At 54.3% G+C, this 15,691-nt stretch carries 11 protein-coding genes; 7 read left to right on the forward strand and 4 right to left on the reverse strand.

The features are described from left to right. Positions 1-155 precede the first annotated feature (155 nt). Complete coding sequence (locus Q675_RS23195; RefSeq protein WP_023010648.1) at positions 156-998, forward strand: cytochrome c oxidase assembly protein; 843 nt, start codon at positions 156-158, stop codon at positions 996-998. Further along, on the forward strand, positions 995-1,618 hold the full coding sequence (locus Q675_RS23200) for an SCO family protein (protein WP_023010649.1): 624 nt from the start codon (positions 995-997) through the stop codon (positions 1,616-1,618). The genes Q675_RS23195 and Q675_RS23200 overlap by 4 nt, the downstream gene beginning before the upstream one ends. Before the next feature lie 944 nt (positions 1,619-2,562). Here the strand turns inward: Q675_RS23200 and Q675_RS23205 are convergent. Together Q675_RS23205 and Q675_RS23210 are read right to left on the reverse strand one after the other, a co-directional pair. Then, the gene (locus Q675_RS23205) at positions 2,563-3,105 is read right to left on the reverse strand and encodes a hypothetical protein (protein ID WP_022990787.1); all 543 of its coding nucleotides are present in this window, start codon (positions 3,103-3,105) and stop codon (positions 2,563-2,565) included. A 2-nt stretch (positions 3,106-3,107) separates the two neighbouring features. Further along, positions 3,108-5,360 (reverse strand): hypothetical protein, encoded by a 2,253-nt coding sequence (locus Q675_RS23210; RefSeq protein ID WP_022990786.1) that lies wholly within the window; start codon positions 5,358-5,360, stop codon positions 3,108-3,110. A 200-nt stretch (positions 5,361-5,560) separates the two neighbouring features. Here Q675_RS23210 and hsdR point away from each other — a divergent pair, with 200 nt between their 5' ends. The 5 genes from hsdR to Q675_RS23235 are packed head-to-tail and all read left to right on the forward strand — an operon-like array spanning position 5,561 to position 12,418. After that, the gene (hsdR, locus tag Q675_RS23215; RefSeq protein ID WP_023010650.1) at positions 5,561-7,984 is read left to right on the forward strand and encodes an EcoAI/FtnUII family type I restriction enzme subunit R; all 2,424 of its coding nucleotides are present in this window, start codon (positions 5,561-5,563) and stop codon (positions 7,982-7,984) included. 48 nt (positions 7,985-8,032) lie between these two features. After that, positions 8,033-9,529, forward strand: a complete 1,497-nt coding sequence (locus tag Q675_RS23220) for a type I restriction-modification system subunit M (RefSeq protein WP_023010651.1) — start codon at positions 8,033-8,035, stop codon at positions 9,527-9,529. Beyond that, positions 9,526-11,229 (forward strand): restriction endonuclease subunit S, encoded by a 1,704-nt coding sequence (locus Q675_RS38200; RefSeq protein WP_023010652.1) that lies wholly within the window; start codon positions 9,526-9,528, stop codon positions 11,227-11,229. The genes Q675_RS23220 and Q675_RS38200 overlap by 4 nt, the downstream gene beginning before the upstream one ends. Continuing rightward, positions 11,226-11,927 (forward strand): DUF3800 domain-containing protein, encoded by a 702-nt coding sequence (locus Q675_RS23230; RefSeq protein WP_023010653.1) that lies wholly within the window; start codon positions 11,226-11,228, stop codon positions 11,925-11,927. Before Q675_RS38200 ends, Q675_RS23230 begins: the two co-directional genes overlap by 4 nt. Before the next feature lie 2 nt (positions 11,928-11,929). Continuing rightward, positions 11,930-12,418: a hypothetical protein gene (locus tag Q675_RS23235; protein WP_023010654.1), complete on the forward strand. Its 489-nt coding sequence runs from the start codon at positions 11,930-11,932 to the stop codon at positions 12,416-12,418. 312 nt (positions 12,419-12,730) lie between these two features. Here the strand turns inward: Q675_RS23235 and Q675_RS23240 are convergent, their stop codons facing one another. Continuing rightward, positions 12,731-14,068 (reverse strand): serine hydrolase domain-containing protein, encoded by a 1,338-nt coding sequence (locus tag Q675_RS23240; RefSeq protein ID WP_023010655.1) that lies wholly within the window; start codon positions 14,066-14,068, stop codon positions 12,731-12,733. A gap of 14 nt (positions 14,069-14,082) precedes the next feature. Continuing rightward, positions 14,083-15,600 (reverse strand): phospholipase D family protein, encoded by a 1,518-nt coding sequence (locus tag Q675_RS23245; RefSeq protein WP_031211046.1) that lies wholly within the window; start codon positions 15,598-15,600, stop codon positions 14,083-14,085. Positions 15,601-15,691 lie beyond the last annotated feature (91 nt).

Consider the following 15,691-nt stretch of genomic DNA (forward strand, 5'->3'; position numbering starts at 1 on the left):
TATTCAGACCTTCCTTAAGGCGGTTGGAATTTCCGGAACCCCAACATTCTACGTTAACGGAGACACCTTGAGCCGCCTGGGGCCTCAGGAACTGTACGACCTGGTGACATCCAAGGTAGGGTCACTGAAATAACAACAAAACAACCGGCAACGCTATGTCACTGCTTGACTACCTTTTACCCTACGATTTCTCGCCGCTGACCATACTCAGCTACATGCTCGTGATGGGATTCTATGGCGTCGGGCTAATTCGGATGCCGGAACAGGACCGGCCAGGCTCACTGCGGATCTTTGCGTTCACCCTGGGGGTACTGATCTGTTATGCGGTGATGCAGACCCGCTTCGATTACTACGCACAATACATGTTCTTCGTCCATCGGGGTCAGCACCTGATTCTTCATCATATCGGTCCGATCCTGATCGCCCTGTCCAACCCTTTACCGGTCATGCGGTTCTGGTTCGCAAAAATCAGCCCGGGCTGGAGGCATACATTGAGGCCTCTGGGCTGGGTCTATAACGTTCTGCAACAGCCTTTTATCGCCCTTTTCCTGTTTGTCGGGCTTATCTATTTCTGGCTGTGGCCATCAATCCATTTTGACGCCATGCTCAGCCGGGATCTGTATTGGGTCATGAACTGGAGCATGTTGCTGGATGGCCTGCTGTTCTGGTGGTTGATCTTTGATCCAAGACCGCCGGCGATCACCTCATCGCTGGGGTATGGCAGACGCATGTTGGTTCTGGCCGCCGCAGGTGTGCTTCAGATGTTTCTTGGGGCGTGGATCGTGTTTTCACGTGACATGGTCTATGACGTTTACGAAGTCTGTGGCAGGGCCTGGCCGCTGGATCCAGAAGTCGACCAGCTTCTGGGCGGCATGCTGACCTATATTCCTCCGGCCATGATGAGCATTCTTGGCATTCTTCTGATGCTCCGGCGAGCCATGCATCAGGACGGAAAATATACCAACCAATCCAAACAACTTGAGGAAACAGCGTCATGAGAACTCGCTTCTGGCGACAGCGCACCAACATCATATCGGCGACCTTAACGCTGATAGCATCCCTATTGCTGACTGGTTGCTTTGGCAATGACGAGGAAGACTGGAACGGTAAAAACATCAGTGGCTTGATGCCTGAGCTGGAATTCGACCTGATCAATAGCCAGGGCAAGTCTGTATCTGGCGATGATTACAGTGGCCGCGTGAGAATGCTGTTTTTCGGGTTCACCTCGTGCCCCGATGTTTGCCCGACCGCCCTGCAAAAACTCAATCAGGTAACCAGTGGCCTGGACCCCGAGCTTCAGGATGAAGTACTCACTTTGTTCGTGAGTGTCGATCCGAAACGTGACACGCCCGAGCGCCTCGCAAAATACGTGGATTTCTTCGGTGACAATATTGTAGGGCTCACTGGAAAAGAACCCCAGCTTCGTGAACTGGCAAAACGATATAGGACAACCTTCGGTTATGACGAACCTGACGCTGATGGAAATTATGCGGTGTCACACAGCAGCGCGATTTATGTATTTGATCGCGAAGGTAACCCTCGCCTTTTAATGCGGCCCGATTTGAGCGGGGAAGAAATTCGGCATGACCTCGCTGCTCTTATTCAGGAGGATGCCTGAGTTAACGAAGCTTGCCATTGGAAAGTAATGCTTAGCTGCTGCGGAATACGGCAGCAGCCCGTGACTCAAGATTTGATTGTCGGATGCTTATGTTCATCTTTTGCCGGGCTTCACATATCCAGTTTTTTTGGCCTTTGGAAAGCTGGGGGCAGGTCAATCGGGGTAAACATCGGCTTAGCCCATTATCGCTAACTCTATACCGGAATTAGTTGGCACCTGAAAGTTGCTCCATCAACCATGATGAATCAAAGGCCAATGACGAGCTTGGAACCTTCGGGGGGGGGAGAAGGAAGGCCTGACTCGAATGTTCGCTTTTGTTTAACAGCAGTCAATTCAACGAGCACTCGTTCTCGCAGCAATCATTATCATGGTGAGTGTATTCTCCCTGCTGTACCTCGCTATCAATGTCAGAGATGCGGCGCCTCCAGCTCAAGCAAAGCCAAATATGACGCCACTGTTGAAATGAAAGCGGGTGCAGGTCATATTCGGTTCGGTTTCGGCCGGGTGTGAATAGCGACACGCCCGCTAGCACATACCTTTTGCCTTCAACCAGCCCTCTCATAGAGTACAGTTTGCTACCATGAGGTCACCAACAAAGGTGACACTGAAAATAGATACCCGCACTTTTGATGACATAGCAATGGCCTGGATCAAATACCGCGATTGGGCCGAGAAGAATGCTATGTAGCGGAAGGATTTGGCAATCTAGGTGGAAGCTATGTGTCAATTGACGCACCAACTGACTGTTTCAAAAAGCAGCTATTCCGCCCCCAGATCCGAGAAGCATGAAACGGGACGCCCGATAGTCACGACAAAATCACGACAATTGCTCCGGAGACCTCATCATTACTGGGGTGAGAGTGCCGCCTCCGGGCACCATTAAGAATTCTGACAAAACCCGCCTTGTGCGGGTTTTGTTGTTTCTGGAGCATTGCAGTCCCTTTCTAGAACTCTCCTTTCTCATGCCGTTCCGCGACGTCTTTGAAAACATCCAGCAGGCCTTGCTCAAACAACCACGGATCACCCATTTTGAACATCTGGCACCAGTTGTCGTCGGGTCCCAAAGACGTATGCTCAAAGCGATTAAGGTTATCTAACGAGTAACCAGGAATCGACTTAGGGATACTACCGTACTGAGCCCCCCGGGTAACGCCCAAGATTTCCCCGCCAACCTTCTCCTCAATGGTAATCTCACCTCGAGGTACCGCATTCGGATGCCCTGGCTCCAGAAAGAAACGAGAAATAGTCGTTACAAACCAGCGAGCGACTTCAATAGGATACTCATATTGTTCGGTAATAAACCTGCCCGGTTTGCCTCCATACTGAATCCATTCCTTGCTGACTAACAACAAATATCCATCCGACACAAAGAAATCCCAGGGAATACTATTCCGATCTTTATCTTCGTGGTGAGCCACTTTTACATAGCCCTCCGGAGGACTGTCAGGGTCTATGATCGGCCACTCAGGCAACTTAGGATATGCCATTTTTAAGCTCCAAAATTAATCGGTTCAAGGTCCACCAGCTCGACCCACTGGGCACCGCTACCTTCCATGCCAGTCATTTGCCGGAATGTTTTGGGATTTTTGTGCAGACTAAATGCTTCAACGGTCCCGTAAATTGGTTTATTTGCAGTTGAACTGGTAGTTTTGGTTAGACCGTTGCCAGTGAAATGCTCATTGGCGCCCGTGTTGTCCTGAATACTAAAGCGAGCATCAAAAAGCGCTTTTTCATTTCCAACAACACCGTTATCAGCGAGGTACTGCTTTCGTAATTTTGCGCTAACCCACGCATCATCAGGCATGCCCCTGATCAGCGCCTCATACTCCCGCGAATATTCCGGCGTCATAACCTCCCTCGTCAAAGCAGGATTTTCAACTTTTCCCGGCAACTTATCCTCAACAAACTTCGTGAGATTTCCGTATGTGGGAACAATCGTCTCAGCATCCGCATACTTAACCGCATCTGCCTGATCAATGATCGCCAGCTTGTACTTGGCATCTGGCTTGTAGTTCACACCCATCGCTTCAGTGATCAATTTGGGATCTGTATCCAAGTGAGCTGTCTGATCAAAACTCGTGGACCAGATCTGCACACCGGCCGGACCTTCCTTACCCAAGGTTCCGTTGAGGGGGCCGTTTCGATGCACATGGGGCTCTTCTACCAAGCGGACAATGAACTTCTCGTCTGCAAACCCCTCTTGAGCGATTTGATGCAGTTGTTCCTGCGTGTACTTGGGCGACGGGGCCTTGCCATTGGCGATGATGGAATTTCGCGCATCAGCTAAAAGCTTCTTTGCCTCGTCAAAGGACCTGGGCAGCACTTTCCCTGGCCTAGTGCTTAGCTGGACGGGATCGGGGTCCACGCCCTTTGGACGAGGTGATGCTTCAGCCTCAAAACGTTTTTTCCTGTTCAGGTCGAAATCGCGCCAGATCTTGCGCAACCCCTGGAGTTTAAGGGCCTCGGCAAATCGCCCGAATGCCGGCCCGAGCCCGGCCAGAATCCGAGCATGGCGAATACGGCTGGATGCCTGCGCTGCATTACCCGCTCCCAATGTGGTTGCCGCCAGCAAACCAGCCAATACCAGTTCAAACGCTATCGCTCCGCCAATGTAGGCATACTCAGTGTGATGTTGAATGGCGGCATAATCGGTCACAAAGTCTTTCAGAGCAGCGCTTAGCTGAGCATCCGTCATAACCAGACTGGCCAACTCATAGGCTTTTGCAATGTCTTCCCGGCTGATGTCGGAGGGCGAGAACCCAATTGCTCGCACCCAACGCTCCCGACGCTTGTCGTCATACAGGCTGTTGAAGCTTTCGTACCAGCTATTGGCTCCGTTACCTTGATTTGCAGACCATGCCGATTTGAGCCCATCCATCAGCGCTTTGGTTGGATGCGCCAAATCACTAACGCCAACCACAAAATCAAACAGACCAATCCCTGCATCATAAGCGCCCTGAAACACAGCTCCGGTGTTCACCAGAGCCTTTTCATAGCGAGGCATCTGCTGGTAGACCGTTTCCCGGGCCTCGGTGTCCTTCCTTTCCTGCTCCAGCAGGCGTTGCAGACCGGCTATGATTGCCTTGCGTTCTTGCCGGACCATATCATCCGTAGCGCTTGAGCCCAGCCTGACAGTTGCAAACCGGCCATTCAGCCCTTCCACCGAAGCAGCACCTCGATGGTCCAGAACTCCAGTCACGCTCTCGAGGTCCGTACCCACCTCAAAAGGTAGGTTCGCTACACCGGTGCCATCGGGCCAACGATACTCAATGGTCAGGCTGTAGGGGCCTTGGCCTGGCAAGGGCTCCGCGACCGGCTCCGGTGTAAGCGGATAGTCTTGAGTGGCTGGCGCATGCAGGGAATCGGATCGGACAGCAGGCCCGCCAATGGCTCCAGAGGGCCAGCGGTCTCGCAAACGGTTTGCCAGGGGTGCCGGCAAATCCGAGCGAAGGTGCTCTGGACTTGCTGTGCGGTCGGTGAAAATGCCAAAGGCTGCGCTATCCAGGCGGCCCAGAACCAGTTGGCCGCTTTGCAAGGCATCCAGTATTGCCTGGCGCTCACTGCTGGATGATTGCTCAAGGGCGCGATAGCCCCCATCCGGAGGTGGCTCTATGTGAGCGCCCTGGTAACCGCGTGAAAAATAGTCCTGTGCGATGGACACCGCGTCGGAAGGGTGTAGTAACGACGGCAAAACCCTTTCGGTAAAGCCGTAACCACCGGTAACGTATAACTGGTAGGACACGATTCCATTTCCTTGTCCGCTTATCTATCCCTGTGCTCTCCTGAGCGCTATGGAAAATACCTCTTGCGACTAAAGAAATGCAAGCGCCATGCGTGATCAACTACACAAACCTTCTGCAACCTAACAATATGGGCTAACCTAAAGCCACAAAACCACGCAAAACCAGATGGTTGCAATCAAGAAGTAACGGCGGCGAGCGCATGGACAAGAAAAAGCTCACAGAGCGGGACATCTGCACCAAGTACATCAACCCTGCCCTGCAGAACGCAGGCTGGGACATGCACAGCCAAGTGCGAGAGGAAGTCTCGTTCACCGCTGGCCGCATCATCGTGCGGGGCCGGCTGCACACCCGAGGTAAGCGCCGCCGGGCGGATTACGTTCTCAGCTACAAAAAGAACATGCCCATTGCCATCATCGAAGCCAAAGACAACAACCACAGCCTGGGCGATGGCATGCAGCAGGCTCTGGCTTATAGCGATGCCCTGGACGCCCCGTTCGTTTTCAGCAGCAACGGCGACGGCTTCCTGTTCCACGACCGCACCGGGCTGTTCGGCAAAACTGAAACTACCCTGAGCCTGGACGAATTCCCTTCGCCGGAAACCCTCTGGGAGCTTTACTGCCAGTATAAAGGCATCCACCAGAACGCCAGGCAAACCGTCGAACAGCCCTACTACGATGACGGCAGCGGCCGAACGCCCCGCTATTATCAAACCGTCGCCATAAACCGCACCGTAGAGGCCGTGGCCCGCGGGCAGAACCGTGTTCTGCTGGTGATGGCCACTGGCACCGGCAAAACATTCACTGCCTTCCAGATTATCTGGCGGCTGTGGAAGTCCAAGCAGAAGAAACGCATCCTTTTCCTGGCCGACCGCAACATTCTGGTAGACCAGACCAAGAATAACGACTTCAAGCCTTTCGGCCAGGCCATGACCAAGGTCACCAACCGGACGGTAGACAAATCCTACGAGATTTACCTGTCGCTGTACCAAGCCGTCACCGGCAGTGAAGACGAACAGAACATCTACAAGCAGTTCTCCCCGGATTTCTTCGACCTCGTGGTTATCGACGAGTGTCACCGGGGCAGCGCCTCTGTGGACTCCGCCTGGCGCCAGATTCTGGAATACTTCTCCGCCGCCACCCACATCGGCCTGACCGCCACGCCCAAGGAAACCAGGGAAGTCTCCAACATCGATTACTTCGGTGAGCCGGTTTACACCTACTCACTGAAGCAGGGTATCGAAGATGGCTTCCTGGCCCCCTACAAAGTGGTTCGTATCGATTTGGACCGCGACCTGCAAGGCTGGCGCCCCAGCAAGGGCCAGACCGACAAACACGGTGAGCTGATCGAAGACCGCATCTACAACCAGAAAGACTTCGACCGGCAGTTGGTTCTGGAAAAGCGCACCGAAGTAGTGGCTCGGAAAGTGACCGAATTTCTCGAGCAGACCGACCCTTATCAGAAAACCATCGTCTTCTGCGAAGACATCGACCACGCCGAACGCATGCGTCAGGCCTTGGTAAACCTGAACCCCGAGCGGGTAAAAGAGAACCGCAAGTACGTCATGCGCATTACCGGTGACGAACAGGAAGGCAAGGCCGAACTGGACAACTTCATAAACCCGGAAGAGCGTTATCCCGTCATCGCCACCACCAGCAAACTGATGACAACCGGTGTAGACGCCCAAACCTGCAAACTCATCGTGCTGGACCAGCGCATCCAGTCCATGACCGAGTTCAAGCAAATCATCGGCCGTGGCACCCGCATCAACGACGACTACAACAAGCACTGGTTCACCATTCTGGACTTCAAGAAGGCCACCGAGCTGTTCGCAGACCCGGCGTTCGACGGCGACCCGGTGAAAGTCTATGAGCCCAAGGCCGGCGAATCAGTCGTACCAGACGACGAACAGGAAACGCTGGAACCCGATGCCACTGAACTGCCGTTAAGTGAGGAAGCCGAAGGTTACGAAATCGAGCCCGGCGAAACCTGGCAGCGCGACGACAGCCAACCGGCCTGGCCGTCCGACGACCTGGAAAAGACCAAGCGGGTGAAGTACGTGGTAGGCGATGTGGAAGTCAGCGTGATTGCCGAGCGCGTCCAATACCTGGGCCCGGACGGCAAGCTCATCACCGAAAGCCTGAAGGACTTCACCCGCAAGAAAGTGAAAGAACAGTACGCCACCCTCACCGACTTCCTCAAAGGCTGGAACCAGGCCGAGCGCAAACAGGCCATCATCGAAGAACTGGCTGAGCAAGGCGTCATCTGGGACGACCTCATCAAGGATGTCAGCAAGAAACTGGGCGCCGAGCCCGACCCCTTCGATGTCATCTGCCACATCGTTTACGACCAGCCGCCCCTTAGCCGAAAGGAAAGGGCCGAGCAGGTGCGCAAACAGAATTACTTCAGCAAATATGAGGGTGCCAGCAAACAGGTTCTCGACGCCCTGCTCGACAAGTACACCGACGACGGCATTGAGCCCATCGAAGATGTTAAAATCCTGACCCTCGCGCCGTTCAGCCAGATCGGCTCACTGATGGAACTGGTGGATGCCTTTGGCGGCAAGCCTGGCTACACAGAAGCCGTGCGAGATCTGGAAGACGAGCTGTACCGGCAAACACCCTGATCCGTTTTTTGTTTATCGCCATTCCGTTTACTCAGGAAATGAACACCTATGTCTATCAGCACCACCATCAAATCCATTCAGGACATCATGCGCAAAGACGTTGGCGTAGACGGCGACGCCCAGCGCATCGGCCAGTTGGTCTGGATGCTGTTCCTGAAAATTTTCGACGACCGGGAACAGGAATGGGAACTGATTTACGACGACTACAAATCGCCGATTCCGGAAAAGCTGCGCTGGCGAAACTGGGCCGCCGACCCGGAAGGTATGACCGGCGACGAGCTCAAGGATTTCATCGACAACACCCTGTTCCCCGGCCTGCAGAACCTGGAACCGGCCGGTGACGACTACCGGGGCGTGGTTATCCGCAACGTATTCGAGGATGCCTACAACTACATGAAGTCCGGCCAGCTCATGCGCCAGGTCATCAACAAGCTGCAGGATGGCATCAACTTCAACAAATCCGCCGAGCGCCACGAGCTGGGCGACATGTACGAACAAATCCTCAAAGACCTGCAGAGCGCCGGCAACGCCGGTGAATTCTACACCCCGCGGGCGGTGACCGAGTTCATGGTCAACCGGGTAGACCCGAAGCTGGACGAGAAAGTGATGGACCCGGCCTGCGGCACCGGCGGCTTTCTCACCTGCACCATCGAGCACAAGCGCAAGCACTACGTCAGCACCCCGCAGGACGAACAGACCCTGCAAAAGAGCATCCATGGCGTTGAGAAAAAGCCCCTGCCGCACCTGCTGGCCACCACCAACCTGATTTTGCACGGCATCGAAGTGCCGGATCAGATCAAGCACGACAACACCCTGGCCCGCCCGCTCATTAGCTGGGGCCCGAAAGAACGGGTAGACGTGATTGTGGCCAACCCGCCCTTCGGTGGCATGGAAGAAGACGGCATTGAAACCAACTTCCCCAGCGCCTTCCGCACCCGGGAAACCGCCGACCTGTTCATGACCCTGTTCATCCACCTGCTGCGGGACGGTGGCCGCGCCGCGGTGGTACTGCCAGATGGCTTCCTCTTTGGCGAAGGCATGAAAACCCGGCTCAAGGAAAAGCTGCTGGAAGAGTGCAATCTGCACACCATCGTGCGGCTGCCCAACGGCGTGTTTAACCCCTACACCGGCATCAAGACCAACCTGCTGTTCTTCACCAAGGGCAAGCCCACGGAAACCGTGTGGTACTACGAACACCCCTACCCGGAAGGCTACAAGAGCTACAGCAAAACCAAGCCCATGAAGTTCTCGGAGTTCCAGACCGAGATCGACTGGTGGGGCTCCGAGGCGGACGGCTTTGCCAACCGTGAGGAAACCGAGCAGGCCTGGAAGGTGTCCATCGACGACATCAAGGCCCGCAACTACAACCTGGACATCAAGAACCCCCACGAAGGGGAGCAAATCAGCCACGACCCGGACGAACTGCTGGCCAAATACGAACAGCAACAGGACGAAATTCAGGAAATCCGCCACCAGCTGCGGGACATACTGGCCGATTCGCTCTCTCACAACAGTGATGAAAGCGCCGACGGAGGTGCGGCGTGAGTGCGCGAGAGCTGATTACTGAACACCTGGATTTGTGGACCGGGGCGGTTACGAAGAAATCCAGTAGTGGCCGGGGGAGTAGTGGCAAGGTTGAGCTGACTGGGATTAAGAAGCTTCGGGAGTTGATTCTGGAGCTCGCCGTAAGGGGCTCGCTGGTTGACCAGGATCCAAGCGATGAGTCCGCTCAAGAACTGCTGGAGCGATGCCTGAGAGCCAAAGCCGATTCCGTGGAGCTAGGCAAACTTAAGAAGGCTCGAAAGCATGCCGCCATCACAAGTGACGACACCCCTTTCGGCCTACCCCAAGGCTGGGTCTGGAGCCGACTTGATGACCTGGTGCGAGTTATAAATGGCAGGGCCTACAAGAAGCACGAAATGCTCTCATCTGGAACCCCTCTGTTGCGAGTAGGCAACCTATTCACATCAAATGACTGGTACTACTCCGACTTGGAGCTAGAAGAAGACAAATACATTGATAGCGGCGACCTGATTTATGCGTGGTCTGCCTCTTTCGGCCCATTCATCTGGGATGGTGGGCGCGCTATCTACCACTATCACATCTGGAAGCTGGATTTATTCGATGGAGAGGCCGTCGATAAGCGGTTCCTTTATCTATACCTCAAGGCTATTACGGAGGAGATAAAGTCATCGGGCAGCGGTATCGCCATGGTTCACATGACGAAAGCAAAAATGGAGGAACTCATTGTTCCGGTTCCACCGCTGGAAGAACAACACCGCATCGTCCAAAAAGTCGATGAACTCATGGCCCTCTGCGACCGACTGGAACAGCAAACCAGCGACCAGCTCGAAGCCCACGAAACCCTCGTGGACACCCTGCTCGGCACCCTCACCCAATCCGAAAGCGCCACCGAACTGGCCGACAACTGGGCCCGCCTCGCCGCCCACTTCGACACCCTGTTCACAACCGAACAGAGCATCGACAAGCTCAAGCAGACCGTCATCGAGCTTTCAGTGCGGGGATTCCTCGTTTCGACGAATGATGATGGCGGAGAGCCGGCAGAAATACTCCTCAATAGACTGCGCAACGAAAAGCAGCGGCTTATTGCCATAAAGAAAGCCAAAGATAACGGTAAGATTCACCAGAAGGCACCGAAAGAGCCACCCTATGACATACCCAGCAGCTGGACTTGGGTTAGATTCAGAGAATTGATTTGGTGCTATCGGGGGCACAACCCCCCGAAATCTGAGTTCAAAACCGAGCCACAACCAGGCTACGTTAGATTCATCCAAATTACCGACTTCAAGACTGACGCAAACAAGGTTTTTGTGCCCCAGACTAGCCGGAACAAGATGGTACATAAGGGTGAAATCATCATGGCTGCTTACCGCCATATTGGAAAGCTGTCTCGAAATATGGAAGGGGCCTTCAACGTTGCGCTTTGCAAAATACTAGAATTCGAACCCATGGAGCGAGACTTTGTGGAGCTACTCATTAGAACTGACTTGGTTACGGGAGAATTACTCCGAGCGTCTGAGCGAGGCCACATTCCGTCGATGCACTCGGACCATCTTTTATCACTACTTGTTCCATTACCACCATTGGTACAACAACGAAAAATCGTAAAGAGAGTTGCTGAACTTGCGACGCTCTGCGACCGGCTCAAGGAACGGCTGAATCAGGCCAGCGAAACCCGCTGTCAGCTAGCCAAAACCATTGTTGAACAAGGACTTTCAGCATGACTACCGAATACAACGTCTACTGCGACGAATCCTGCCATCTGGAAAACGACGGCCAGAAGGCGATGGTGCTAGGGGCAGTCTGGTGCCCAAAAGACAAACGGCTGGAAATCGCCGAGCGAATTCGCGAAATCAAACAGAAGCACGGCCTCGAACGGGATTTTGAAATCAAATGGACCAAGGTGAGCCCATCAAAGCTGGCCTTCTATCAGGACATCGTTGATTACTTTTTCGACGATGACGACCTCCATTTCCGCGGCTTGGTCGTCCCGGACAAAAGTGTGCTCGACCATGAAAGGCACCAGCAGGACCACGACGAGTGGTACTACAAGATGTACTTCACCATGCTGAAAACCGTCTTTGACCCGGATTCGCGCTACTACGTCTACATTGACATCAAAGATACCCTGGGCCATGAGAAGGTCGAGAAACTTCAGGACATTCTATGCACCAACGCTTACGACTTCTCGCGCAGAATGATTGCAGACGTAAAAAGGGTCCACTCCCATGAAGTCGAACACCTGCAGATAGCGGACTTGCTGATAGGGGCCCTTTCCTACCTACACCGCGAATTATCCGGAAACAGTGCCAAAGAAGCTCTCATCGCAAGAATCAGGCAGCGCAGTGGTTATCGCCTGACACTCAACACCATGATGCGAGAGCTCAAGTTCAATCTTTTGATTTGGAACAGCAGGATTTGACCATGGATGGAGCACCCGAGTGGCTACCCGGACTGGAGCTATTTTCCGACTATAGCGGTGACTGGGAACAGTACCTTGGTGCGATTTACCAAATCTTCTGTCGGGATTTTGTGGACTCCAAGCCACTCTTCCGGGGACAGCGTTTGGCATTAAAACGGCACCCAGTAGTAGACGGGAAGGAAGCAACGTTCTGGCACATGACCAGCGAAGGCAGCGTGGAATCTGAAAGAACACCGGATTTCAGACGGTGTGAACGAATCCGCTGGCCGCGTCCTGTCATCGAAAACGAGAATGACCAGGCCTTGAAAGTGTGGTCAGAGAAACGAGGCAACGAAAACCGGATTCATCTGTGGTTTGAGGCGGAAGGCTATCTCGTCGTTTTAGCTGAGCGCGCAACCTACACACTCCCCTGGACGGCCTTCTACATCGAACGCCAACACCAACGGGACAAGTACACAAAACGCTGGAAACGAAACACAGGCAGGAAATAAGGCTGGCCGCGCCCTCGAAGAGGACGGGGCCGTAACTCCTTCCACACTTACGCCCTAGGGCTGGTAGATGAGCTGTGCTGAACTATAGTGCCACCTTAAGCTAATTTCAATGACCTTTAGGATACTTCGTATGTGAGTTCATAGCATTTATGTGGGGCAGGAGAACATAAGAACCCCCGCGTAAGCTCCTTTCAGAGCCAAGAGGCAGGGGCCGTGTTGAGATAGATACTAGGCACGAAGGGTGTATTACTCAAATTTGGCTTACCAGATCACAACCTATCGACTGCCTCATCGCTCACCGCCTTCGCGCCATCAAGGCCCTCCCGCTGGCCCCGCACTGCGCTCTTGAGCCATCAGATAATCCGCCACAGCCCGGTAAGCCGGCAGTGAAGTCGGATCATTCGCCGCATTGCCGGCAACCGGGTTCGAGGCAAAGCGGACGATGACCATATCGGCAGCGGGATCAATCCAGATCGTTTGGCCATGTACACCGCGCGCGGCGAATGCCCCGTGGTCATCGTGGCTGATCCACCACATGCCACGATAGCTCCAGCCATCGAGAAGCTCATATCCGGCTTTAGCAAACACCGCCCTGTCGCCACCATTGCGAATACTGGCAACCGCCTGAGCGGGGATAATCTGCTCGCCGGCCCACTTACCCTCGTTCAGCACGAGTAAACCGATTCGCGCCATATCACGCAACGTGGCGTTGAATCCGCCGCCAGCAAATGGAGTACCTATGGAATCGACCGTATAGAAAGCTTCACGCTCTGCCCCGATCTTTGACCAGATACGCTCGGAAAAGTAGTCGGCAACCGAAACCCCGGTCGTTCTTGCGATCAGCCAGCCCACCACATCTGAATTAATGGTTTTGTAGCCGAACGCTTCACCGTGCTCTCCGTCTTTTCTGACCGTTTTCAGGTAATCGAAGTAGCTTCGAGGCCCTTCACGTTGTTCGCTCACCAGATACGGACTCCCGGCCCTGGCATAGGTCCAGACTTCGGCATCAGGATCAGAATAGTCTTCCGAGTAGTCCAGCGCGGTGGTCATATCCAGAACCTGGCGAACCGTTGCGTCGCCGAATGCACTGCGCCCCAGTTCGGGAATGATGTCTCCCACCAAAACGGTTTCATCCAGCTTGCCTTCGGCCACCAGCACCTCGCCGAGAAGCCCCGTCAGGCTTTTGGTAACGGACATTGCGCCGTGCAGAGTGTGCTCATCAAGGCAGCCATCGTAACGCTCATAAACCACCCTGCCCTGGTGCAGAACCAGGATGCCGTCGGTGTAATTCGCGTCAAAGGCATCGCGCCAGGTCATTGAGGCCTTACCTCCCAGGGGCAAGAATTCGACCCCCTCTATGCCGGCATCCATGTCTACAGGAAGCTCACTGACACCTTCGCTGCCATTACGTACCACCGTCGTCGGCATCAGCTCCCGGAAATGACAGACCGTCCAGCGCAGCTTGGGGAAGGCAAAATAGTCCGGATCCGTGAAGCGAATCGTTTTGTCGGGCGCCGGAGGAAAACCCTGCATCAGTCCGAGAGCGTCTGGAGTGGAGTCCGGCGCAGACAGCGGTGTCGCTTCCTGGGCCACAGCAGTCCCGCCAAGCACCAGAGACAGCGCAAAGCCGAGATGTACAGCTGAGTTCATTGTCTTTTCCTTATTCAAAGCAGCCACTCAATTGGCAGTATCGACAACAGGAAAATCCCCGTGCGTTGCAAAAATCCTGTATTGGGTTCCTGCTCATGGCGAATGACATCGCCATCAACGTGCTCTATCCAATAAAGCTCACCGTTCTCGGTTAGTCGAACTTCGTAAGCCCGCAACGGGATGCTTTCTTCAAAGGCCTCGTGGATCTTTTCTGAAAGCGCCGGGCTCTCAATCACAAAGCCCAGCTCGGTGTTCAGGTTGATCGAGCGGGGATCGAAATTGAAGGAGCCAACGAACAGTCTCTCGCCGTCAACGGCAAAGGTCTTTGCATGCAGGCTGGAGCCCGAACTACCGAAGGGCCCGGCACTCTGGTTCCGTTCAACATCAGGCGAGAGCCGCCGCATCTCATACAGATGGATACCGGCCTCAAGCAGAGCCTTGCGACGTTTGGCATAACCCGCATGAACAGCGGCTACGTCGGTGGCATCAAGAGAATTGGTCAGTATGCTTACCTCAATACCTTTGTTCGCCAAAGCCGCAAACGCATCAACACCCGCCCGGGTTGGCACGAAGTACGGGGAAATCAATGCGACCCGGGATTCGGGTTCTCCAAGAATCTCGCCAAGCTTATACGCCAGCAGATCTTCCCTTTCAGATTTCCCAAGCCCTTTGGCGGGGCTATCACTGACCATTCGGGTTCTGGCCCAGTCGAACTCCAGTACCCCAGACAACAACTGACGCACAAAATCAGATTCGGAAACTGCCTTCACATAGTCTGTCGCCGCCTGGTCGTTCTCAAGCTTCAGCGCACGACGCTCCAGCTCGCGCAAATCCGCATCGGAAGCGGCGGGCAACAGCTGTTCAACGGGATACGCGGAGGCACTGGCCCAATAGCGATCAAAATCACTCGATACCTCAGGCACTACCGGGCCGATGGCCAGCACGTCCAGATCCGCAAAAAGAACGCCGGCGGTGGCACCAAAATACTCATCGCCGATATTCCGGCCACCGACAATGGTGGCCTGGTTATCCGCCGTGAATGACTTGTTGTGCATGCGCCGGTTAGCCCGCGAGAAGTCCGTCAGGTACCCCAACCATTTGGGATTACGGATCACAAACGGGTTAAAGAGTCGTACTTCAATGGAAGGATGACTTGCCAACGCAGCGAGTTCGGCGTCTAACCCGGAGGTGCCGTTATCATCCAGCAGCAACCGGACCCGCACTCCCCGCTCAGCCGCTGTATGCAGTTCTTCCAACAGCAGTGTTCCGGTTATATCGCCATGCCAGATGTAATACTGAACGTCCAGCGTTCGATCGGCGGCGCGCGCCAGCAGCACGCGGGCGGCGAAGGCATCCCGAGGGTTTGCCAAGGTATAGATGCCACTATTACCAGGATAGCTCTCCAGCTGCGGCACAATGGCCTGCCCTAGCCGGGTATCGGCGGCATCATCCATGTTCAGGGCGCTGGACTCCGATCGGTCAGCAATTGGCGATGCACAGGCCGACAACAAGACCGATAAAAAGAAGACCATCAGCAACGTTAACGTCCGTTGCTTTTGTTTCGTGAAACCAGAATCCGGAATAAGTTGTCTCAATGTGCCTGCCCCAATGCCGTCCCAACTT

The sequence above is a fragment of the Marinobacter sp. EN3 genome (genome assembly GCF_000475315.1).
Classification (GTDB): Bacteria; Pseudomonadota; Gammaproteobacteria; order Pseudomonadales; family Oleiphilaceae; genus Marinobacter; species Marinobacter nauticus.

Bases quoted from the DNA above. Each gene is read 5' to 3' on its own strand.
- Q675_RS23195 (WP_023010648.1), top strand. From the start codon at position 156: ATGTCACTGCTTGACTACCTTTTACCCTACGATTTCTCGCCGCTGACC.
- Q675_RS23200 (WP_023010649.1), top strand. From the start codon at position 995: ATGAGAACTCGCTTCTGGCGACAGCGCACCAACATCATATCGGCGACC.
- Q675_RS23205 (WP_022990787.1), bottom strand. From the start codon at position 3,105: ATGGCATATCCTAAGTTGCCTGAGTGGCCGATCATAGACCCTGACAGT.
- hsdR (WP_023010650.1), top strand. From the start codon at position 5,561: ATGGACAAGAAAAAGCTCACAGAGCGGGACATCTGCACCAAGTACATC.
- Q675_RS23220 (WP_023010651.1), top strand. From the start codon at position 8,033: ATGTCTATCAGCACCACCATCAAATCCATTCAGGACATCATGCGCAAA.
- Q675_RS23230 (WP_023010653.1), top strand. From the start codon at position 11,226: ATGACTACCGAATACAACGTCTACTGCGACGAATCCTGCCATCTGGAA.
- Q675_RS23235 (WP_023010654.1), top strand. From the start codon at position 11,930: ATGGATGGAGCACCCGAGTGGCTACCCGGACTGGAGCTATTTTCCGAC.
- Q675_RS23240 (WP_023010655.1), bottom strand. From the start codon at position 14,068: ATGAACTCAGCTGTACATCTCGGCTTTGCGCTGTCTCTGGTGCTTGGC.
- Q675_RS23245 (WP_031211046.1), bottom strand. From the start codon at position 15,600: ATGGTCTTCTTTTTATCGGTCTTGTTGTCGGCCTGTGCATCGCCAATT.